The organism is Azospirillum largimobile, from assembly GCF_977007025.2.
Window position 1 is genome coordinate 496452 of record NZ_CDRMUA020000002.1, and the last position, 19856, is coordinate 516307.

Consider the following 19856-nt stretch of genomic DNA (forward strand, 5'->3'; position numbering starts at 1 on the left):
CGGGCCGTCGCCGACAGCCGCCGCCGCACCCGGCCTTCCCCTCAACCGGGCGCTGCGGTCGCGGGTTCCGCGATGTCGTCACCTGCCCATCACGGCTTGACCACGACCCCCCAGGGTGCGCCGCCGACGGCAATGCTCTTGATGACCTTGTTGCGCTCCAGATCGATCACCGACAGGTCGTTGCTGATGCCGTTGGTGGTGTAGAGCCGCTTTTCGTCGGGAGAGAAGGCGAGGTTCCAGACACGCTGGCCGACCAGGAAGTACCGCTTCACCTCGAAGCTCTCGGTGTCGATCTCGGCGATCCGGTTGGCGGGGCCGAGCGCCACGAAGGCACGCTTGCCGTCGCGGGTCATCTGGATGCCGACCGCCTGTATCGCCTCGCGCCGGACGCCGGTGACCTCGAAGCGGATCTTCTTCACCACCTTGCGGGTGGCTGCGTCGATGACGCTGACCGTGCCGCCGATTTCGCTGGACACCCAGACATGCTTGCCGTCGTCGCTGAAGCGTGCGACGCGCGGCCGGCTGTCGACCAGCACGTTGCCGACGACGGCGCGTTTCTCGGTGTCGATGAAATGCGCCATGTTGGTGGTTTCGGACGTGTTGACCAGGATCTTGCCGTCGGGGCTGATGCCCATTCCCTCCGGCTCCACCCCGACCTGGATGTTGCCGACCGCCTTGCGGCTGGGGATGTCGATGATGGTCACCATGTTGTCGTCCTCGTTGGCGACATACAGCCGGTTGCCGTCGGGGGAGAGGACGAACAGCTCCGGATCGGGGCCGGAGGGCAGGGAATGGACCACCTTGCCGCTGGCGATGTCCACCACATCGACGCGGTTGTCGTCGCCGGCGCAGACATAGAGCTGCGTCCCGTCGCCGCTGAGCGTGATCCCGCGCGGCCGGCGGCCGACCTTGATCTTGTTGGTGATCTGCAGGCTGTCGCCGTCGACCACGGCGATCTGGTTGTCCTTCTCGTTGGACACGAAAATGGTTTCGGCCAAGACCGGTTCCGCAATCAGGGCCGGTGCGGCGAGGAACAGCATGGTGCACAGTAAGGAACGCATGGGGTGGTCCGCCTCTTCAACGGTTGAAACGGCATTTGCTTTCCGGCGCGTCGTCGCCGAGCGTATCGAGGGGCGTCACGGGGTGCAGGAACCCTTCCTGGGGCGACACCGAGACCAGCATGCGCGGGCCGGCGATCAGGATGGGCTGGCGCATCTGGCCGTCCCATTTGCGGAAGGACAGGGCTTCGCCCTTGAAGCCGGCCAATTCGAAATCGGGGCTGTGCAGATAGGCAACGAGGTCGTCGAAGCCGGTGGCGCCGGTGCGGGTCGCCGCCTCGCCCACGCTGCGCACCGCCAGCCAGGCGGCGTAGTCGCGCGGAAGCATCCAGCGGTCGGCGAGCTTCTCGAACCGGCTTTGCAGCTGGGTGCCGCCCCACTGCTCGTTCACCCGCGACCAGGCGGTGGCGATCAGGCCCTGGGTGCCGGCCACCGGGCGGGGATGCCAGGTGCGGCCGTCAAGGTAATCGCCGAAATTCCCCGCCTCGTCGGCGACGACCAGCACGTCGTAGTCCGGTCCCTGGGTGGCGAGCGGGATGTCGGACTGGATGGTGGTGACGCCGGTGTCGGTTCGGCGGTTGCCGGTGTCGAAGGTCCAGCTCTTCTCGGCGACGATCCGGCCGCCGAAGCGCTTGGCGGCGCGGCGCACTGCGTCGGCATAGAGCGCGTCACCGGGGTCGCGGCCGATCAGCAGGCTCCAGCCCGACCATTTCTTCCAGGCGAGATACTGCGCCAGCGCGTCGGCCAGCATGCGCCGGCTGGCGGCGGTGTGCAGGATGTTGGCCCGGCACTGCTCGTTGCGCAGCGCATCGTCGGGGGCGCGGGCGTTGAACAGCAGCATCGACCGGGCTTCCGGCCGGTCGGCGACGGTGAGCAGCGCATCGCCCGGCAGATCGGCGACGACGAAGCGCACGCCTTCGTCCGCCAGCGCCTTCAGCCCGGCGGCGATGTCGCCGTCGGGGGGCAGGACCTGCTCCACCAGCCGGAAGCTCTGGTTCAGGAACATGCCGGTGGAGTTGTTGTCGGCCAGGGCCAGACGGGCGCCCTGGAGACCCTCGTCGGTCGCCACCGGTTCGAGGAAGCTGGCCGGCGTGCGCGGGTCCTCGTGCCGGGTGAGGTAGCCGATCAAAACGGCCTGCCCGCCGGCATCCTGGGCCAATGCCGCCGCTGCCGGCGCGGCGATCAGGAGCCCGGCAAGCGGCAGGGCGGCGATCAGCCGCCTTCGTTTCACGGCAGTCGATAAGTCGGTGCGTCGCCTAGACAGCGGCCAGAATCTCACCTCTCCCTCCTTCCGCAAGATCGCCGATGAAGCGATGGGCGCGGGTGGTGCCCGCGCGCTCGAACCAGCTTCCGGTGCCCTCCAGCGCACGGCGCAGCAGGTGCAGGAACAGCCAGTCCCGCGTGCCGCCGTCGGCGAAGCCATCGGGCGCCGCACTCGCCGGCCGTCCCAGCAGCAGGGTGCCGCGCCGCATGCCGAAGCCCGGATGCGGACCGCAGCCTCCCCCGATGGCGAGGGTGCCTGCGACCATGAAGGCGGCGGCATAGGCGCCGGCCCGGCCGTCGACGACGACGATCCCGCGCCTCATCCGCTCGCCCGTCCGGTCCCCGGCATCGCCGCCGACGCTGATCAGCCCGCCGCGCATCCCCAGGGGCAGTCCGGGCAGGACGCCGCCCAGGCTGTCGCCGGCCGTGCCCTCGATGCGTAGCAGGCCGCCGGACATGCCCGCGCCCGCATGGTTGCCGGCGTCGCCCGCGACCAGGATGCGGCCCATCGTCATGCCGGCGCCGACCCGATGCAGGATGGCGGCGCCCGGCCGGATCAGCAGCCCCTCCGCCGCATCGCCGGCCGACAGATCGAACAGGTCGCCGAGCCGGGCCGACCCGCCACCGCAAGGCAGCGGCAGTCCGACAACCTCCTCCGCCGTCAGGCCGGCAAGCCGTTCCGGCAGCAGCGCGGACATGTCGACTGTATTGCCGGCGTCTCCGCGGTAGGTCAGGGACAGGCCGCTCATGCCATCACCTCGTGCAGATGGAAGTGATGCGGGCCCAGCTTGCCGCCGTAATTCCCTGCGGTGATCGCCAGCACGCCGGCCGCCGTCCCGCCGGCAACGGCTGCGGCGATGCCGGCCCGCATGCCGGCACGGATGGCGGTCTCGTCGGTGCCGTCCAGCACCAGTTCCAGCACCGCCTCGACATCGGGGGAAAGCAGCGTCTCGGGTTCGACCGCCCGCAGGGTCGGGCAGAAGCGCGTGTTGGTGGAGGCGATCAGCGCCTTGTATTTCGACCCTACCTTGGAGCCCGAGCGCACCACCCCGCCGGGGAAGGGCAGGATGATGCCGGGCAGCGGCCGGATCGCCGCCACTGCCGCTTCCGCCGCTGCAAGGCATTGGCGGTGGCTGGCGGCCAGGATCAGGAAATTGCCGCCGCCGATTCCCTTCGCGACGGCGACGCTGTCCTCGCAGACGAACTCCCCATCCATCACCGGCAGGCGCCAGAAGCGGCGGTCGCCGAACTTCTTGGAGATCTGATGCCCGTCGCCGAAATAGCGCAGGCCGCCGCCGAGCGGAATGCGCTTTGCGCCCTCGAACAGCCCGGCATAGCAGGCCGAGCCCGGCGAGGTCATGACGCATTGCCCGACCCGGTTGACGACATGCTTGGCGAGGTCGCCGGTCGACATGCCGAAGATCATCACCGCGGCGCCCGGCCGGCTGTCCGGCGTCTCCTCCGGCGTCAGCAACCGTTCCACCGCCGCCTCGCAGCCGCAGCCGATGACCGAGGTGGCGAAACCGGTCAGGCTGGAGGTTGCCGCATCCACCCAGGCGGGCGTGTCGGCGGTGACGACCAGCCGCGTGAAGGTCATCGGAAAGGCTTCGGCGAAGGTGTCCTCGATGCGCACGCCGTTGATCTGCATCTCCGCCATCACGGCACCTCCCGCCGCCGGCAGGGGTGGAGGAGGGGGCCGGCGCCGTGGCGGATCTCCTCGTCGCGGATGCGGAAATGCTTGATCGGCAGACCGAGGCGCTCGTCGAAATGGCGGGCGATGCGGCGCTCGATCAGATCGTCGAAGCCGGGACGGACGACATGGGTGCAGCCCTGCGCCATCGCCACCAGCGTCCCGTCGCGCACCACCAGCCGGCCGCTCTTGAAGACGAGGTCGGGCCGTTCGAACATGGCGCGGCGGTCGGGCCGGTCGGTGTAGACGGTGACGTCGGCCGAGGCCCCCGGCGCCAGATGGCCGCGGTCGGCAAGCCCCAGGATGCGGGAGGGGGCCGCACGGGTCATGACGGCGATCTCCGCCAGCGTGTATTCGCGGGTGATCGAACCCAGCGTGGTGTGGGCCGGCGCGTCGGGGTGGATTTCCGCCAGCTTCGCCAGCCGGTAATCGCGGTCCATCAGCAGCCGGATCAGCTCCGGATAAAAGGTGAATGGCGCGCCGTTGGGGTGGTCGGTGGTCAGGAACACCCGCCAAGGATCGTCCAGCAGCAGGAACAGCTCCAGCCCGATCGCCCATTGCAGCGCGTTGACATAGGAATTGTCGCGGTAGCGGAAGGGGACCACGCCGCAGCCGGCGTCGCATTCGATGTCCATCGCCAGCCATTTGCGCGGATGGGCCAGCGGCGCGGTGTGGCGCTGCGCCATGGTGTCGGCCGACGCGGTCACCGTCTGCCCGAACATCACCTGCCCGATGTCCACCGACAGGGTTGGGGTCCGGTTCACCGCTTCCGCCAGCGCCGCGGCGCCGGAGGAGAATTTGCGGTCGCCCTCAGTGTCGTAGCTGTGGAATTGTATGTGCGTCATGTGCATCGGCAGGCCCAACGCCGCCTGGATGGTGTCCAGCGTCGTCGCGACATTGCCGGGAACGCCCAGGTTGCAGCCATGGACATGCAGCGGATGGGGCAGTCCCAGTTCGTACACCGCGCGGGCCAGCACGGTCAGGACGCTGCGCGGGGTGACGCCGTAATAGGGTCCGGGCTCGTCCAGATCGAGGGTGCGGGCGTTGAACTTGAAGGCGTTGATTCCGCCGGGGTTGACCACCTTGACCGCAAGGCTCTGGGTCGCCGTCAGCATCCAGGCGACATAGTCGTTGATCGCGGCCTGCCCGGCATTGGTGGCGATCAGGTCGAGCAGGAAATCGTCGCTGCCCAGCACCAGATAGCCGCCGGTGTCGATATAGGGGATGTCGCCCATCTCCATATGCGCATGCCGCGCGTTGGAGCCCAGCATCGCCGGCTCGAAGGCGGCGGTGAACCCCATCTCGATATAGCGGGCGCCGGTCGTATGGGTGGATGGGGTGGCGAGCCCGCTTCCCCCGCCGCAGCCGCAGGGACTGCCGGCGAAGCGGTGGTGTTCGTGCTCCTCCCCCATCAGCAGGCGGGCGAGGTTGACCTTGCCGCCGGCGATGTGGCTGTGGATGTCGATGGCGCCGGCCATCACCACCTTGCCGGTCAGGTCGTAGGTGGCGTCGGGCGTGGCGCCCGGTCCCGGATCGGCGGTGATGCGGTCGTCGCGCAGCCAGAGGTCCGCGACCTCGCCATGCCGGCCGTTGGCCGGGTCGAACAGCCGTCCGCCGGCAAGCTTCGTCAGCATCCGGCAGCCTCCTGAGTTTCGGCGGATTGCTCCAGCGCCACCAGCATCCGGCCGATCACGTCGGCGACGCTGGGCAGGCCCCGGTCGATCAGCGCGCCCGCATGCAGCGCCACCACGCTGTCGGCGCGAAACACGTCGCCGGCATGGTCGATGCCCGGCGTTCCCACCGGGATGAACAGCGCCGGTTCGGGCGTGATGGCCGTCTCCGGCGGCGCCAGCATGATGACGCTGCCGCTGGTGCCGAACTCCGGCACTTCGGGCCGAAAGGCGGAAATCCACAGCGTCACGTCGGCATCGCGCAGGCGCGTCCGCCAGTCGAACCTGTCGGGGTCGTGTGACGGCGCGCCCGCCTCGAAGCCGGTGCGCAAAGGAAAGCCGGTGCGCCATGTGCAGGCTTGGTTGGCGCCGACCAGGTTGTCGGCGCCGGACAGCGGCAGGCCGGCGCAGCGCGTCGTGCCGTCCACCGTGCGGATCAGCCGGACCAGCGCTTCGACGATCAGGTCCGGCTGAGGTGCCTCGAACAGCCCCGCCGCCCACACCACCACGGCATAGCGCGCGGCCCGCAGCCGTGCCGCCAGTTCCGCCATCCGGGCATCGTTCGACGCCGTCCGGCCTGCCAGTGCCGTCCTCAGTCTCGTAACCAGGGTGGCGAGGTCGGGCGGCTGGTCGGTCTCCATCCCCTGCGTTTCGATCTGGCCGGCAAGGCACTGCACGGTCTCGGGCAGCGGCTCCCCGCCCAGGAAGACGACGCTCCTGCCGCCGCCGGGGACGAAGGCCGGTGACGGCGCAACCCAGCGTTCCCACAGGCGCGGGAAGGCGGCGGCCGGGTCCGGCCCGACGACGAGGACGAGATCGCAGCGGTTGCGCAGCTCCGCCAGGGTGGTGACCGACCAGCCGAAGCGCCGGAGAACCGCAAGATTGCGGAACAGGGCGTCGGAGCGCTCATGGTCGACCGTCGCCCCGATGCGCGCGGCGAGCGTCAATGCGGCGAGCACGCCCTCGACATCGGCGGCCAGCCCGGCGATCAGCGGCGCACGGGCGGCGCCCAGCAGCCGCGCCGCCTCGGCGACGGCCTGATCCACGGGGACGGGGGTGCCGGCCATGCGGGCATCCGTCGCCACCGCCATCGGCCTTCGGAACAGCCGGTCGGCCTGCGTACAGCCGCAGGGCCGGGGGGCGATGCCGGAATCGTCCTGGTCGATCCCGATGTCGCCGCATCCCAGGCCGCAGAACGGACAGAGGATGTCGGGGTGGAAGGTCATGGCCCCCCAATCGCCTGAGCGGAGATTGAACCGCGGAGAATGAACCCGGATGCGCAGTCGGCCGCATAGGCCGCAGGAACTATTGCCGGCGGTCTATGCGGTGGATTTCAGATGAGCAGTCGTCTTCGCCGGCAACCGTCCAAGCATCGGCCCCGATACGGAACGCCTGATGCTTGGACATGATCGGCCACGGACATGCCGTTCGGTCCGTTCATGACCAGTTTCCTCCCCGGAAATCCGCACCCCATTCGGGTTACTGCGCGCAGATACTCGTTCGCGCTACGGACAATTTTGTTCGTAACGCTAACATTGTGCCGGGACCCGCGCAAAGGGAATGCAGATGAGCCACCAGCGCAATCGGATAGGGGAGGTGCGGGTCCATGCGCCCGCGCGCCTGCATGCCGGCTTCGTCGACCTCAATGGCGGGCTGGGGCGCCGCTTCGGCAGCCTGGGCATCGCCATCGACCGGCCGGCGATCACCCTGCGCATCCGTCCGGCCGACCGGCTGACCGTCGACGGCCCGTCCGCCGACCGTGTCCGCCGCAGCATAGAACGGCTGGGCCGCGAGGCCGGGCTTTCCGACATGGTCGCCGTAACGGTGGAGGAGGCGATCCCGGCCCATGTCGGGCTCGGTTCCGGCACCCAGACGGACCTTGCCGTCGCGGCGGCGCTCGTTTGCCTGGAGGGGCGCCGCACCGCCGCCCGCGATCTGGCCCGCGCGCTGGAGCGGGGGGCGCGGTCGGGCATAGGACTGGCGGCCTTCGAGCAGGGCGGGGTGCTGCTGGACGGCGGCCGGGGCGGGCTGGATGCGGCGCCCCCGCTGATCGCGCGGGCCGAGTTTCCCGACGACTGGCGCATCCTGCTGCTGCTCCACCGCGGCGGGCACGGGCTGCACGGCGCGCCGGAGGCGGAAGCCTTCCGGCGCCTGCCGCCCTTTCCGCCGGATGCCGCGGCCCATCTGTGCCGGCTGATGCTGATGGTCGCACTCCCTGCCTTGGCGGAGCGCGACGTGGAGGCTTTCGGCCGGGCCGTGGGCGAGCTTCAGCGCACGGTCGGCGACCATTTCGCCCCGGCCCAGGGCGGACGCTTCACCAGCCCGCTGGTCGCGGAGGTCCTGGCATGGCTGGAGGCGCAGGGGATCGCCGGCGTCGGCCAAAGCTCCTGGGGGCCGACCTGCTTCGCCATCGTCGGCGATGCCGCGTCGGCGGAGCGGCTGGCCGGCGGGATGCGCGAGCGCTGGGCCGGGTCGCCGCTGGAGGTCATGGTCTGTCGCGGGCGGAACGTCGGCGCGACGGTGGAGAACGTGAACGCCGGGACGGGCTTCATGCCTGCGGTCCGGCGGGCGGCTGGTGAATAGGCGGCCGGTGAACAACTGACAGGGAGGCAGGCATGAGCGCCCCTTACGTGCTGCACATGATCACGCCGCTGGCGAATGTCAGCCCGTTCGACGTCAACATGGCGGTGGACGCCGGCATCGACACGGTGGTCCCCTATACGGGGATCGAGACTGGGCAGGTCGAGGCCCTGACGCAGGACGCCATGTTCTCCCGCGACCCGAAGAATGCGGCGCGGACCGGCCTGTTCATCGGCGGGCGCGATGCGGCGATGGCGCTGGACATGCTGGACATGGCCCGCAAGGCGATGTTCCCGCCCTTCCAGATCTCGGTCTTCGCCGACCCCTCCGGCGCCTTCACCACCGCCGCCGCCATGGTCGCGGTGGTGGAGCGTGCCCTGCGCCGGGCCGGGCTGGACGGCCTCACCGGGCTGGATGTCCAGGTTTATGGCGCGACGGGCGTGGTCGGCGGCATCGCCGGCCTGATCGCCGCGCAGGCCGGCGGCAATGTCACCCTGGTCAGCCACCGCGGCGTTTCGGCGGTGCAGGGCAAGGCGGAGGAGTTCGGGCGCCGCTATGGCGTGACGCTGTCCTGCGCCGACACGGCGAGCGCCGGCAAGGCGGAGCTTCTGGAGCGGGCGGAGGTCGTGCTCGCCTGCGGCAAGGCGGGCATCACCGTGCTGTCCGCCGAGGATCTGCGGGCGGCCAAGCGGCTGCGCGTGGCCGCCGACATCAACGCCGTGCCGCCGGCCGGTGTGGAGGGTGTCGGCGTACAGGACGACGGGGTTGCCTTGGCGACCGCATCCGGGGCGGTCGGCATCGGCGCGCTCGCCATCGGCAACGTCAAGTTCAAGGTCCAGCACCATCTGCTGGAGCGGATGCAGACCGGCGGCACCGCCGTCGCCTTCGATTTTCAGGACGCCATGGCCGCGGCGCGGACCATCGCCGGAAAGGCATCATAATGCAGGATCGCCCCAGCCTGTCGGCCCTCGCCGCTCCGCTCGCCGCCGCACTGGTCGCCGATGCGGCACAATTGCGGATCGGCATCGACCGGGTCGCCGGTGCGACGGTCGTCGATGGCGGGATCGCCCGGCCCGGCGGGCTGGAGGCCGGACGCCGCATCGCCGAGCTGTGCATGGGCGGCCTTGGCCGGGTGACGCTGCAGGCCGACACCCAGTCAGACCGCTGGCCCTTCCAGGTGGCGGTGCACAGCACCGACCCGGTGCTCGCCTGCCTGGGCAGCCAGTATGCCGGGTGGAGCCTCTCGCATAAGGAAGAGGCCGGGTCCTTTTTCGCGCTGGGCTCCGGTCCCGGACGCGCCATGGCCCGAAAGGAGACGCTGTTCGACGAACTGGGCTACGGCGACAGCGGCGACCATGCGGTTCTGGTTCTGGAAAGCGGCACCGTCCCGCCGGTCCCGCTGGTGGAACGGATCGCCGCCGATTGCGGGGTGGCGCCGGAGCGGCTGACGCTTGTTCTGACGCCGACGGCGAGCCTCGCCGGTACCGTCCAGATCGTCGCCCGCGTGCTGGAGGTCGCCCTTCACAAGGTGCATGCGCTGGGCTTTCCGCTGCACGATGTCGTCGACGGCATCGGCGTAGCGCCGCTGCCGCCGCCGGGCAAGGGCTTCGTCGAGGCGATGGGTCGGACCAACGACGCCATTCTGTTCGGCGGCACTGTCCAGCTTTTCGTCACCGGCCCCGACGATGCCGCCGCCGATCTGGCGCAGCGGCTGCCGAGCACGGAATCGCGCGACTATGGGCGGCCCTTCGCCGAGGTGTTCGCGGCGGTGAACAAGGACTTCTACGCCATCGACCCTCTGCTGTTCGCTCCGGCCCGCGCGGTGGTGACGGCGCTGGACTCCGGCCGCAGCTTCCATGGCGGGCGTCTTGCGTCCGGCATGCTCGACCAATCCTTCGGGGGGTGACGGGGATGGGTCCCCGCGTCGCGGAGCTGTTCATGGCCGTCTGCCGGGCGGAGGTGATGGCGCTGAAGCCCGGGAACGTCCATGTGCACGCCGCCGGCCATGGCATGACGGTGGCGGACTTCCTCCTGTCGGCGGAGGTCGCGGCGCCGGAGATCGCACGGCTGGGCGCGTCGGTGGGGGAGCGGATCCTGCGGGCGGTGCGGGCGACGCGGGCGGCGGTGAACTGCAACACAAATCTCGGCATCCTGCTTCTGGCCGCCCCGCTGGCCCGCGCCGCGGAGATGCCGCCGTCCCGTCCGCTCCGCGACAGGGTTTGCGCCGTGCTGGAGGAGCTGAGCGTGGAGGACGCCGACGCCGCCTATGAGGCGATCCGCCTTGCCGCACCCGGCGGGCTGGGCCGCGCGGCGGAGCATGACGTCGCCGGTCCCGCGACAGTGGATCTGCGCACCGCCATGGCCGCGGCACGGTCGCGCGACCGCATCGCCGCCCAATATGCCGATGGCTTCCGCGACGTCTTCGAGATCGGCGTCGTCCGTGCGCGGGCGCTGGATGGCAAGGATGCCGGCAAGGATCCCGTGCCGATCGCCGAAGCGGTCTATCTGGAATTCCTGACCGCCTTCCCCGACAGCCACGTCCTGCGCAAGCAGGGGGAGACGGTGGCGGCGGCACTGATGACGGAAGCACAGGAAGTGCGCCGGCAGCTGGTGGCGGAAAAATCGGATGCCGTCCGGCATGACCATCTGTTTGCCTTCGATGCCAGGCTGAAATGGCAGGGCATCAACCCCGGCACCTCCGCCGACCTCACCGTCGCCAGCCTCTTCGCCCATTGGCTGGAGCAAAGGGAACAGGAAGCAAAGGATGACAGGAATGACGTTCACCCTCGGCCTTGATGTCGGCGGCGCGCACCTGAAGGCCGCATGGCTCTCCGATGGCGAGCTGATCGACGTGGTGCAGGTTCCCTGTCCGCTGTGGCAGGGGCTCGACCGGCTGGAGGGGGCGCTGGCGGAGGTCGCGGAACTCCATCGGCCGCTGTCGGATGTGGCGGTCACCATGACCGGGGAACTGGTCGATCTTTTCGCCGACCGTGCCGATGGGGTTGGGCGGATCCTTGATGTGCTGGCCGCCGGACTGCCTGGAGTGCCGCTGGAGGTGTTCGCCGGCCCGGCCGGCTTCCTGCCCGCTGCCGATGCCCGCCATCGGGTGACGGAGGTCGCCTCGGCCAACTGGCATGCCACGGCGGCGCTGGCCGCCCTGGCGCTGCCGGAGGGTATCCTCGTCGATATCGGCAGCACCACCACAGACATCGTACCCTTCGCCGCCGGCTGCGTCCTTAATGCGGGCTACACCGACGCGGCACGGATGGAGACGGGCGAACTGCTCTACACCGGTGTCGTCCGCACCCCCATCATGGCGGTCGCCCCGCAGGCTCCCGTCAACGGCGTCTGGCGCGGCGTGATGGCGGAGTATTTCGCCACCATGGCCGATGCCCACCGGCTTGCCGGCACCCTGCCGGAGGGGGCCGACCTCCATCCGACCGCCGATGGCCGCGACAAGGGACTGGAGGCCAGCGCCCGGCGCCTTGCCCGCATGGTCGGGGCCGATTCCGGCGATCCGGCGAACGGCGGCGACGCGACATGGCGCCGGCTCGCCAACCATTTCATCGACCATCAGGTCCGCAGGATCGAGGACGGGCTGGCCCAGGTCGCCTCGCGCGGCGCGGTGCCGGACGAAGCGCCCCTGGTCGGGGCCGGGGTCGGCCGTTTCCTGGTGGAGCGTGTAGCCGCGCGTACCGGTCGCCCCTACCGCTTCCTGATGGAGGCGGCCACCCTGCCGGAATGCTGGCGGTCCATCGCCGCGGACTGCGCACCTGCGGTCGCCGTGGCCCTGTTGAACGCGCTCGGCCGGGCGCCGGACGGAACCCGGCGGGGGAGGGTGGCATGGGCATCCGCCTGATCCTTGCCGCCATACTGTCCGTCGCCACCGCGGCACCCGCATGGTCGGAACCGCTCGCGGTGACGGAGGTCGCGCCCGGCATCTTCGTCCATCAGGGTGCCATCGCCGAACCCGCGCCGGACAACCGGGGCGACACCGCCAACATCGGCTTCGTCGTGGGCGGCAACGGCGTGGCGGTGATCGATACCGGCGGCACGCCGGAACTGGGCCGCCGCCTGCGCGAGACCATCGCAGCCCGCACCGACAAGCCGCCGGTCGTGGTCATCAACACCCACATGCATCCCGACCATGTGTTCGGCAACGCCGCCTTCGAGGGGATTCCTGTCGTCGGACACGCCAACCTGCGGGACGCGCTGGCCGCCCGCATGGAGGTCTACCAGCGCCGGCTGGCCGACGAACTGGGCGCCGAGGCCGCGGCCGGGATCGCGCCGGTGCGGGTGGACCGGCCGGTGGGGGAGGAGGTGCGGATCGACCTCGGCGACCGTGTCATCGTCCTGACCGCCCATCCGACGGCGCACACCAACAACGACCTGACCGTCTTCGACCGGCAGACCGGGACGCTGTTCACCGGCGACCTGCTGTTTCTCGACCATCTGCCGGCGGTGGACGGCAGTGCGGTGGGCTGGCTGCGGGTGCTCGACGCGCTGGAGCGCATTCCGGCGGTGCGCGCCGTTCCCGGACACGGCCCTGCCGCCGTCGATTGGCCCGGCGTGCTGGATCCCGAGCGGCGCTACCTGACCACGCTGGTGCAGGGGGTGCGGCGGGTGCTGAAGGCCGGCGGCAGCATCCAGGAGGCCGTCGCGCATGTGGCGGAGGATGAACGGGACCGCTGGCTGTTGTTCGATGTGTACAATCCGCGCAACGTGACGGCGACCTTCGCCGAGCTGGAATGGGAATAGGAGCGCAATACGGGAGGGAGGAAGCGATGACCGGATATCCGATGCGGAAGCCGCAGGAGATGGCGCTGCCGATGGCGCTGGCGGCGGGGTTCCTGATGATGCTGTCCATGCCGGCGCTCGCCGCCACCGACGCGGCGGAGGATGCCGCGCGCTGGGACCTGCTGCGCGACATGTACTTCAAGGACCGTCCGGTCGAGGAGGCCGGCGACCGGATGCGGATCGACGCCCCGGCGCGCGCCCACGACGCGGCGCTGGTGCCGGTGCGGGTGGAGGTCGATCCCTCTCTTCGCCTGAAGTCGCTGTCGCTGCTGGTCGACAAGAACCCGGTGCCGCTGGCGGCCACTTTCCGCTATGGCCCGGCCAGCGCCGGCGGCAGCATCGAGACCCGCGTGCGCGTCAACGAATACACCAACCTCCACGCCGTGGGCGAAACGCAGGACGGGCGGCTGCTGATGACGCGCGTCTTCGTCAAGGCGGCCGGCGGCTGTTCGGCCCCGGCCCTGAAGGACCCGCAGGAGGCCATGGCCCGGCTCGGCCGCATCAAGGTCAAGCTGCCGGAGACGGCCGGTCCCGGCAGCGCGGCCAACGCGCAACTGCTGATCAGTCATCCCAACGCCAGCGGCCTGCAGTTCGATCAGGTCAGCCGCACCTACATCCCCGCCCATTACATCCAGTCCATCGCCATCCGCATCGGCGGACAGACGGTTCTGGAGGCGGACACCGACATCTCCATCAGCGAGGATCCGAACCTGCGCTTCAGCTTCATCCCCGTCGAGGGCGGCAGTCTGGAGGTGACCGCCCAAGACACCAAGGGCGTCACCTTCACCCAGACGGTGCCGCTGGTGGCCGGGGGCGGATGACGGCGAACCGCAAAGCGGCGCGCCTCAGAAGCACTGGCGGTCGGCGGCGACCTGGGCCTGGCGGAAGCGGTCCATCAGGTCCTTGGCCCAGCCGGAACTGCGGAAGATCCCCGCTCGCTCGCCCGGCATGTCGGTCATCACCTTCACCGTTTCGATGGCTGTGTAGTCGTCATAGGTGATGCGGTCGGCGATGGCGTCGATGCTGCAAGCGCATTTTTCCATGATGATGTGCGACTGGCCGTTTGCCGCCATGCAGGCGATCACGTAATCGGCCCGCGCCGCCGTGGGGTAGTCGTTGGCCGGACCGGCGGCGGCGGGAAGCGCCGTCCCGAGGAAAATTGCCGCGAGACCAAGCGCGATGCGAACTGGCATGCCCGGAATTCTCCCCCTCTTGCCCACGGATCGCAGCCGGTGAGCCGCGACCATCCATCCGCGATGATTTCACTATATAACAATCATCGACACGGATTGAACTCGTCCACTCCGAAGGAGGGGGGGCCTCCTTCGGAGTGGATGGGTTGGGAAGGCGGGGGCGCCGTACGGAAAGAGACGCGTCTGTCGGGTCAGACCTGACGCGGTTCGCACTTCCAGCGACGGACTGTATATTTCGGGTGCTGTTCGGCCCATTCGGCGGCCCGGAACATGCCGGTGCGTGAACAGGTCATCACGTTGGCGAATGGCTCCTGGAACGACGGGCGTTCGACGGTGCAGCGGTCGGGGCTGGACACGAGGCAGACCACGAAGAGCAACTCGATCATGACATCTCCAGAGTCAGGAATGTTGCGGGCGACCCCGTTTGACCTCCGCCGTTCGGGTTCATTTCATGGTTATGTTGCAGTGCACAACAGACAGGGCGTTCGAGTCAAGAAATCTGATGTATGACATTCCCCATGTGAATGAACATTGGGACCGCACCCAATGTCTCGATTCAACGATCATTCGTGTTCCGTGTGCGCCGCAGCTCCGTCCTGAGCAGGACCGCAGGACCCGATGACGGGGGCGGAGAACGGGAACCGAACCACCGGCCGCTCGGTTGGCTTTCCCGTCTCTTCAGTCTTTGTTGGAGCCGAAGGTCATGGAGTTGTCGGGGAAGGTCGCGCTGGTCACCGGTGCCGGGTCGGGGATCGGCAAGGCGTCCGCAGTGCTGTTCGCCAGGGCGGGGGCCAGCGTCGGGGTGCTGAGCCGCACCGAGGACGAGATCCGCAAGACCGCCGAGGAGATCGTTGCTGCCGGCGGCAAGGCGCTGGCGCTGACCGCCGATGTCGGCGACGACGCGGCGATGCGGCAGGCGGTGGGCCGGCTGGCGGCGGAGTATGGGCGGATCGACATCGTCTTCGCCAATGCCGGCATCAACGGCGTCTGGGCGGCGATCGACGAGCTGACGCCGGAGGAATGGGACCGGACCATCAACACCAACCTGCGCGGCACCTACCTGACGCTGCACCATGCGGTTCCGCATCTGAAGAAGGCGGGCGGCGGGTCGGTGATCGTCACGGCCTCGATCAACGGCACGCGGGTGTTCAGCAACACCGGCGCCACCGCCTACTCCTGCACCAAGGCGGCCCAGGTGGCGATGGTGAAGATGCTGGCGCTGGAACTGGCGAAGGACCGTATCCGCGTCAACGCCATCTGTCCCGGCATCATTGATACGGAGATCCCCGACAACACCCAATCCCGCAATCTCGAATCCCTGCGGGTTCCGATCGAGTATCCCGAGGGCAAGGTGCCCCTGACCGACGGGAAATCCGGCGACAGTTTCGACGTGGCGGAACTCGCCCTGTTCCTGGCGTCCGACCGGGCCAGGCACATCAGCGGCACGCCGGTCTGGATCGACGGGGCGGAATCCTTGATGGTCGGCTGAGGTTGCGGCATTCGTTGGTCATCAAACAACCAGTCAGGAAAAGGCGGGACCCCCATGAGCGTGACTGAAACCGTGCGGAACAATGAACAGCTCAACCGGTACGAGCTGACCGTCGACGGCGCCACCGCGGTGGCGGAGTACGAGCTGCGGGACGGCAAGATCGTCTTCACCCATACCCACGTGCCGGAAAGCATGTCCGGCAAGGGCGTGGGCTCGGCACTGGCCAAGGGCGCCCTGGAGGATGTCCGCGCACAGGGAAAGAAGGCGCTGCCGCTCTGCTCCTTCATCGATGGCTACATCAAGCGCCATCCCGACTACGCCGACCTCGTGGAGTAGGGGGAGGCCGGGCGGTCAGCCCGCCCGCCGTTCCTCCTCGCCGTCGAGGAAGATCAGATCGCCGTCCAGCAGGAACAGGCAGATGCAGTCCTCCTCGCTGGCCCCGCGGGCATGATGGTCGGTGTCGGCGACATACTGGGCGACATCGCCCAGTTCATAGTGGCCGTATTCGTCGCTGAAGGCGCCGCGCAGCACAAGGAGGAGTTCGTCGGCCGTGTGCCGGTGCGCCGGAACCGGCGCGTTGTGCGCCATCCGCAGCAGGCAGATGTTCGTGCCGGACAGCGTCCGTTGCCACGCCGACAGCCAGACGCCGGGCGACAGTTCCGTCCAGGACCCGCAATCCACCGGGCTGTCGATCGCCTCCGGCAGCCAGCTGCGCAGCGGTTCCGGCACCAGCCGGCCAGCTGGTGGCCCGGCAACGTCGGACACGCGCGGCGGCGCCATATCCGCCGATGCCGGCGGAGCGGCCAGCAGCCCGTCCATCCGGTCGAGCAGCCCGTCCAGATCGGTGGCAGCCTCGCCGGGCAGTTCCTCGAACCAGCTGCCGCACAGAGCCTCGAAGGCCGCGACGCGCCGGCGGCAGTCGGGACAATAGGCGAGGTGCGTCGCCACCAGCAGCGACTTGCCCACCCGCTCCTGTCCGCTGGCATAGCCGATCAGAAGCTGGTCGTCCGGATGATGGTGGGGGAACGTCACGCCCGGCCCCTCATGCTGTGTCCTTCATGCTGTGTCCTTCATGCTGCGCTTCAGGTGGCCGAGTGCCAGGCGCAGCCTTGTCTTCACCGTCCCAAGAGGAACGTCGGTCTCCTCGGCGATCTCCTCATGGGTTTGTTCAAGGAAATACGAACGCCGCAGCACCTCGGATTGGTTGGGCGCCAGTGTTTCGATCGCGCCGTGCAGCTGCCGGCTGCCCTGCGCCAGCTGTGCGGCCTCCTCCGGCGTTGCCTGGGACGCGGGCGTCATCACCGGATCGTCCATGTCGGGGGCCGGGCGCGTCTCCTTGCGCAGGCGGTCGATGCGGCGGTTGCGGGCGATGGTGAAGATCCAGGTGCCGACCGATGCCTGGGCCGGATCATAGCTGTCGGCCTTCAGCCACACGGTCAGCATGACGTCCTGGACCAGCTCCTCCGCCGCACCGCGGTCGGCACCGAGCTTCTGGCAATATTGCAGGATGCGGGGGGCGAACTGGCGGAACAGGGCGGCGAAGGCCGCGCGGTCGCGCTGCTGCGCGACCGACCGGACCAGCTCCCCGAACCTGTCGTCGGCCGGGCTCTGCGGCACCGCGTCCTGCGGCGACGGCCTCTCGGAAAACGGCATGCAACCACCAGACAGCATTCCACCGGCCGGCAGCTTACCCCGAACTCCTTGATGGCTTCCATTGCGTAAGATTGCCGGTAGGGCGAACAGTCGGCGAACGGGTGCGTGATTTTATTGCGGAAGCGGCGGCTTCAGGGGGCCGAGCGGGTCCAGAGGACCGACCGTCGGCGTGGTCTGGGGCAGGGGGCGGAAGGCGGCCTGCGCCTCGGCCGGCAGGGGCGGACGGACGCGGGTGCGCCACAGGCCATACAGCGTGGCACAGAGCGCGCTGCCGGTGATGAAGGCGAACAGCCCCTCCGGCCCGCCGGCGGACATCATCGCCGATGCCAGCGGCGGTCCGATGATGGCGCCGATGGAGTTGGCGAGGATCAGGCCGCCGCTGGCCGACACCAGATCCTCCCGCCGCACATGGTCGTTGGTGTGGGCAAGGCAGATCGGATAGAGCGTGAAGGACAGGCCGCCGAACAGCGGTGCAACCAGCATCAGGGCCAGCGGCTGGTCCAGCCCGGCGGCGGCGATCATGCCGAAGCTGGTCAGCGACAGAGCGGCCGACAGGCCGATGATCACGGTGCGCCGGTCGAACCGGTCCGACAGCCGGCCGAGCGGCCATTGCAGGGCCATGCCGCCCAGGATCAGCGCCGACATGAACAGCGCCGTTCCCGACACCCCGAAGCTGGACGCCGCGCCGAACACCGGGGCCAGTCCATAGATCGATCCGGTGATCGCCCCGCTGATGAAGACGCCGGCCACCCCCAGCGGCGAACTTTCATAAAGCCGCCGGACGCCGAAGGACGAGACGTTCGGCAGTTGCGGCGGCGTGGTCCGCGTCAGGGCCACCGGCACCAGCGCCAGCGACAGCAGGATCGACACGATCATGAAGATTCGGACCCCGGCCTCGTCGTCCAGCCGCAACAGCTGCTGCCCGATGCCCGAAGCGCCGTACAGCGTCACCATGTAGGCCGACAGCATCTGCCCGCGGCTTTCGTTCGTCGCGGTGCCGTTCAGCCAGCTTTCGATGCACATGTAGAGGCCGGCCATGCAGAAGCCCTGCGCCAGCCGCAGCAGGGCCCAGAGCGGCACGTCGACGAACAGCGCATGCGCCAGCGCCGCCACCGAGACGATGGAGGCGAAGGCGGAGAAGGACCGGATATGGCCGACGCGGGTGATGACGCGGTGGGCATAGAGCGATCCCAGCGTCAGCCCGGCATAGAAGGCCGCCGTGATCAGCCCGACCGCGGTCGGGCCGGACTCCGTCGCCGACAGCCGCAGCCCGATCAGGGTGGACAGGGCGCCGTTCCCCAGCATCAGGAAAGCCACGCCGAGCAGAAGCGAGGCGACCGAGCGCGCAACCGATGGCATGCCGTATCTCCCCGTCCGCCGTCAGCGCTTGGTGGCCGGTAAACCGGTCAGGAGGCGATGATGCATGACGGGACTCCACTCTGCTGTTCCGGGAAGGGGCTCGTGCCTTTTCAGCCGTGCCTTGGCCTGATGTCCAACAGCCAAGTCCCGGATTTGGTCCGCCCCCGTGATGCGCGGCTTACCATTGGGGCAACCGGACCGTTGACAGGACATACCGTCCGGTAACATACCTTCCTGCAGGTAGATTTCGCATCAAGTTGATGTTCGGGGAGACGCCATCATGTCCGACACCGCCCCGCCGGTCCTTCTCACCCGAGAGGGGGCCGTGTCCTGGATCCGGCTGAACCGCCCTGCCGTGCTGAACGCGCTGGACGAGCCTACCGCCGCCGCCCTGCTGGACGCCTGCCGTTCCGTGGCGGATGAAGGGGCGGATAAAGGCGGGCAGGGAGCAACGCGCGTGCTGGTCATCGCCGGCAACGGCCGCGGCTTCATGGCCGGCGGCGATGTCGGCCGCTTCAACGACGATCCCGCCGCCGCCCCCGCGGTGGCCGGCGCCATCATCGCCCACCTGCACGAGGCGGTGCGCATCCTCGACCAACTGGACGTGCCGGTGCTGGCCTCGGTGCACGGACCCGTGGCGGGCGCGGGCATGAGCCTCGCCACCGCAGCCGACCTCTGCATCGCCGCCGACGACGCCAAGTTCACCATGGCCTATGCCCGCATCGGCGCCACGCCGGACGGGTCGGGCAGCTTCCATCTGCCGCGTCTGGTCGGGCTGCGCCGTGCCATGGAGCTGGCGATGCTGTCCGACGTGATCGACGCCGCGGAGGCCCTGCGCATCGGGCTGGTCAACCGGGTGGTGCCGGCCGCCGATCTGGCGGCGGAGACGGCAAAGCTGGCCGAACGGCTCGCCGCCGGGCCGACCCTGTCCTATGCCGGCATCCGCCACCTGATGCGGCAGTCCTTTACCCAAACGCTGGATGGGCAACTGGACGCCGAGCGCGACCGCTTCCTCGCCACCGCCGCCACCGTCGATTTCCGCGAGGGCATCGCCGCCTTCACCGCCAAGCGCCGGCCGGACTTCACCGGCCGCTGACCTTCCCC

General features: G+C 69.3%; 21 protein-coding genes. 10 read left to right on the top strand and 11 right to left on the bottom strand.

Annotated features, from left to right (window positions below; all coding sequences use genetic code 11):
• Positions 1-89 precede the first annotated feature (89 nt).
• Genes ACWPKK_RS15605 through ACWPKK_RS15630 form a run of 6 tightly spaced genes read right to left on the bottom strand, consistent with a single transcriptional unit; the run spans position 90 to position 6907 of the window.
• A complete protein-coding gene (locus tag ACWPKK_RS15605) occupies positions 90-1061 on the bottom strand; it encodes a PQQ-dependent catabolism-associated beta-propeller protein (protein ID WP_324865176.1) in 972 nt (323 codons plus the stop codon).
• A gap of 16 nt (positions 1062-1077) precedes the next feature.
• On the bottom strand, positions 1078-2289 hold the full coding sequence (locus ACWPKK_RS15610; RefSeq protein WP_452005739.1) for an ABC transporter substrate-binding protein: 1212 nt from the start codon (positions 2287-2289) through the stop codon (positions 1078-1080).
• Between the two features lie 25 nt (positions 2290-2314).
• A complete protein-coding gene (locus ACWPKK_RS15615; protein WP_452005742.1) occupies positions 2315-3070 on the bottom strand; it encodes a formylmethanofuran dehydrogenase subunit C in 756 nt (251 codons plus the stop codon).
• A complete protein-coding gene (gene fhcD, locus ACWPKK_RS15620; RefSeq protein ID WP_452005745.1) occupies positions 3067-3978 on the bottom strand; it encodes a formylmethanofuran--tetrahydromethanopterin N-formyltransferase in 912 nt (303 codons plus the stop codon). The genes ACWPKK_RS15615 and fhcD overlap by 4 nt, the downstream gene beginning before the upstream one ends.
• Positions 3978-5645 carry a formylmethanofuran dehydrogenase subunit A gene (locus ACWPKK_RS15625; RefSeq protein ID WP_452005748.1) on the bottom strand — a complete coding sequence of 556 codons (1668 nt, stop codon included), beginning with the start codon at positions 5643-5645 and terminating at the stop codon, positions 3978-3980. Before ACWPKK_RS15625 ends, fhcD begins: the two co-directional genes overlap by 1 nt.
• The gene (locus ACWPKK_RS15630) at positions 5639-6907 is read right to left on the bottom strand and encodes a formylmethanofuran dehydrogenase (RefSeq protein ID WP_452005751.1); all 1269 of its coding nucleotides are present in this window, start codon (positions 6905-6907) and stop codon (positions 5639-5641) included. Before ACWPKK_RS15630 ends, ACWPKK_RS15625 begins: the two co-directional genes overlap by 7 nt.
• Positions 6908-7247: 340 nt before the next feature.
• Here ACWPKK_RS15630 and ACWPKK_RS15635 point away from each other — a divergent pair, with 340 nt between their 5' ends.
• Genes ACWPKK_RS15635 through ACWPKK_RS15665 form a run of 7 tightly spaced genes read left to right on the top strand, consistent with a single transcriptional unit; the run spans position 7248 to position 13879 of the window.
• Positions 7248-8264 (top strand): beta-ribofuranosylaminobenzene 5'-phosphate synthase family protein, encoded by a 1017-nt coding sequence (locus ACWPKK_RS15635; protein ID WP_452005754.1) that lies wholly within the window; start codon positions 7248-7250, stop codon positions 8262-8264.
• 32 nt (positions 8265-8296) lie between these two features.
• Positions 8297-9202: an NAD(P)-dependent methylenetetrahydromethanopterin dehydrogenase gene (locus ACWPKK_RS15640; protein WP_452005757.1), complete on the top strand. Its 906-nt coding sequence runs from the start codon at positions 8297-8299 to the stop codon at positions 9200-9202.
• Entirely contained in the window at positions 9202-10167 is a 966-nt protein-coding gene (gene mch / locus ACWPKK_RS15645) for a methenyltetrahydromethanopterin cyclohydrolase (RefSeq protein WP_452005760.1), read from the top strand. The genes ACWPKK_RS15640 and mch overlap by 1 nt, the downstream gene beginning before the upstream one ends.
• A 5-nt stretch (positions 10168-10172) precedes the next feature.
• Positions 10173-11057 (top strand): triphosphoribosyl-dephospho-CoA synthase, encoded by an 885-nt coding sequence (locus tag ACWPKK_RS15650; protein ID WP_452005763.1) that lies wholly within the window; start codon positions 10173-10175, stop codon positions 11055-11057.
• Positions 11035-12120, top strand: a complete 1086-nt coding sequence (locus tag ACWPKK_RS15655) for a hydantoinase/oxoprolinase family protein (RefSeq protein ID WP_452005765.1) — start codon at positions 11035-11037, stop codon at positions 12118-12120. Before ACWPKK_RS15650 ends, ACWPKK_RS15655 begins: the two co-directional genes overlap by 23 nt.
• Positions 12105-13019, top strand: coding sequence for a quinoprotein relay system zinc metallohydrolase 2 (locus ACWPKK_RS15660; RefSeq protein ID WP_452005768.1), 915 nt, complete (start codon positions 12105-12107; stop codon positions 13017-13019). The genes ACWPKK_RS15655 and ACWPKK_RS15660 overlap by 16 nt, the downstream gene beginning before the upstream one ends.
• Positions 13020-13045: 26 nt before the next feature.
• Complete coding sequence (locus ACWPKK_RS15665) at positions 13046-13879, top strand: quinoprotein dehydrogenase-associated SoxYZ-like carrier (protein ID WP_452005770.1); 834 nt, start codon at positions 13046-13048, stop codon at positions 13877-13879.
• A 24-nt stretch (positions 13880-13903) separates the two neighbouring features.
• Here the strand turns inward: ACWPKK_RS15665 and ACWPKK_RS15670 are convergent, their stop codons facing one another.
• A complete protein-coding gene (locus tag ACWPKK_RS15670) occupies positions 13904-14251 on the bottom strand; it encodes a hypothetical protein (RefSeq protein WP_452005773.1) in 348 nt (115 codons plus the stop codon).
• 191 nt (positions 14252-14442) lie between these two features.
• Positions 14443-14637 carry a hypothetical protein gene (locus ACWPKK_RS15675; RefSeq protein WP_324865204.1) on the bottom strand — a complete coding sequence of 65 codons (195 nt, stop codon included), beginning with the start codon at positions 14635-14637 and terminating at the stop codon, positions 14443-14445.
• Between the two features lie 317 nt (positions 14638-14954).
• Between ACWPKK_RS15675 and ACWPKK_RS15680 the strand changes: the two genes are divergently transcribed.
• Positions 14955-15740, top strand: coding sequence for an SDR family oxidoreductase (locus ACWPKK_RS15680; RefSeq protein ID WP_452005777.1), 786 nt, complete (start codon positions 14955-14957; stop codon positions 15738-15740).
• 54 nt (positions 15741-15794) lie between these two features.
• Positions 15795-16076, top strand: a complete 282-nt coding sequence (locus ACWPKK_RS15685; RefSeq protein WP_452005780.1) for a GNAT family N-acetyltransferase — start codon at positions 15795-15797, stop codon at positions 16074-16076.
• 15 nt (positions 16077-16091) lie between these two features.
• Here the strand turns inward: ACWPKK_RS15685 and ACWPKK_RS15690 are convergent, their stop codons facing one another.
• From ACWPKK_RS15690 to ACWPKK_RS15700, 3 genes are all read right to left on the bottom strand, one after another.
• Complete coding sequence (locus ACWPKK_RS15690; RefSeq protein WP_452005782.1) at positions 16092-16772, bottom strand: ChrR family anti-sigma-E factor; 681 nt, start codon at positions 16770-16772, stop codon at positions 16092-16094.
• 24 nt (positions 16773-16796) lie between these two features.
• A complete protein-coding gene (locus tag ACWPKK_RS15695; protein ID WP_452005785.1) occupies positions 16797-17393 on the bottom strand; it encodes a sigma-70 family RNA polymerase sigma factor in 597 nt (198 codons plus the stop codon).
• Between the two features lie 111 nt (positions 17394-17504).
• Positions 17505-18752, bottom strand: coding sequence for an MFS transporter (locus tag ACWPKK_RS15700; protein WP_452005787.1), 1248 nt, complete (start codon positions 18750-18752; stop codon positions 17505-17507).
• A gap of 280 nt (positions 18753-19032) precedes the next feature.
• On the opposite strand from ACWPKK_RS15700, the gene ACWPKK_RS15705 reads away from it, so the two are divergent.
• Complete coding sequence (locus ACWPKK_RS15705) at positions 19033-19848, top strand: enoyl-CoA hydratase/isomerase family protein (protein ID WP_452005790.1); 816 nt, start codon at positions 19033-19035, stop codon at positions 19846-19848.
• Positions 19849-19856: the final 8 nt, after the last annotated feature.

Coding starts and splice junctions, on each gene's coding strand:
- fhcD (WP_452005745.1), bottom strand. CDS start 3,978: ATGGCGGAGATGCAGATCAACGGCGTGCGCATCGAGGACACCTTCGCC.
- ACWPKK_RS15705 (WP_452005790.1), top strand. CDS start 19,033: ATGTCCGACACCGCCCCGCCGGTCCTTCTCACCCGAGAGGGGGCCGTG.
- ACWPKK_RS15700 (WP_452005787.1), bottom strand. CDS start 18,752: ATGCCATCGGTTGCGCGCTCGGTCGCCTCGCTTCTGCTCGGCGTGGCT.
- ACWPKK_RS15685 (WP_452005780.1), top strand. CDS start 15,795: ATGAGCGTGACTGAAACCGTGCGGAACAATGAACAGCTCAACCGGTAC.
- ACWPKK_RS15695 (WP_452005785.1), bottom strand. CDS start 17,393: ATGCCGTTTTCCGAGAGGCCGTCGCCGCAGGACGCGGTGCCGCAGAGC.
- ACWPKK_RS15660 (WP_452005768.1), top strand. CDS start 12,105: ATGGGCATCCGCCTGATCCTTGCCGCCATACTGTCCGTCGCCACCGCG.
- ACWPKK_RS15680 (WP_452005777.1), top strand. CDS start 14,955: ATGGAGTTGTCGGGGAAGGTCGCGCTGGTCACCGGTGCCGGGTCGGGG.
- ACWPKK_RS15640 (WP_452005757.1), top strand. CDS start 8,297: ATGAGCGCCCCTTACGTGCTGCACATGATCACGCCGCTGGCGAATGTC.
- ACWPKK_RS15670 (WP_452005773.1), bottom strand. CDS start 14,251: ATGCCAGTTCGCATCGCGCTTGGTCTCGCGGCAATTTTCCTCGGGACG.
- ACWPKK_RS15675 (WP_324865204.1), bottom strand. CDS start 14,637: ATGATCGAGTTGCTCTTCGTGGTCTGCCTCGTGTCCAGCCCCGACCGC.
- mch (WP_452005760.1), top strand. CDS start 9,202: ATGCAGGATCGCCCCAGCCTGTCGGCCCTCGCCGCTCCGCTCGCCGCC.
- ACWPKK_RS15630 (WP_452005751.1), bottom strand. CDS start 6,907: ATGACCTTCCACCCCGACATCCTCTGTCCGTTCTGCGGCCTGGGATGC.
- ACWPKK_RS15615 (WP_452005742.1), bottom strand. CDS start 3,070: ATGAGCGGCCTGTCCCTGACCTACCGCGGAGACGCCGGCAATACAGTC.
- ACWPKK_RS15665 (WP_452005770.1), top strand. CDS start 13,046: ATGACCGGATATCCGATGCGGAAGCCGCAGGAGATGGCGCTGCCGATG.
- ACWPKK_RS15605 (WP_324865176.1), bottom strand. CDS start 1,061: ATGCGTTCCTTACTGTGCACCATGCTGTTCCTCGCCGCACCGGCCCTG.
- ACWPKK_RS15655 (WP_452005765.1), top strand. CDS start 11,035: ATGACGTTCACCCTCGGCCTTGATGTCGGCGGCGCGCACCTGAAGGCC.
- ACWPKK_RS15635 (WP_452005754.1), top strand. CDS start 7,248: ATGAGCCACCAGCGCAATCGGATAGGGGAGGTGCGGGTCCATGCGCCC.
- ACWPKK_RS15650 (WP_452005763.1), top strand. CDS start 10,173: ATGGGTCCCCGCGTCGCGGAGCTGTTCATGGCCGTCTGCCGGGCGGAG.
- ACWPKK_RS15625 (WP_452005748.1), bottom strand. CDS start 5,645: ATGCTGACGAAGCTTGCCGGCGGACGGCTGTTCGACCCGGCCAACGGC.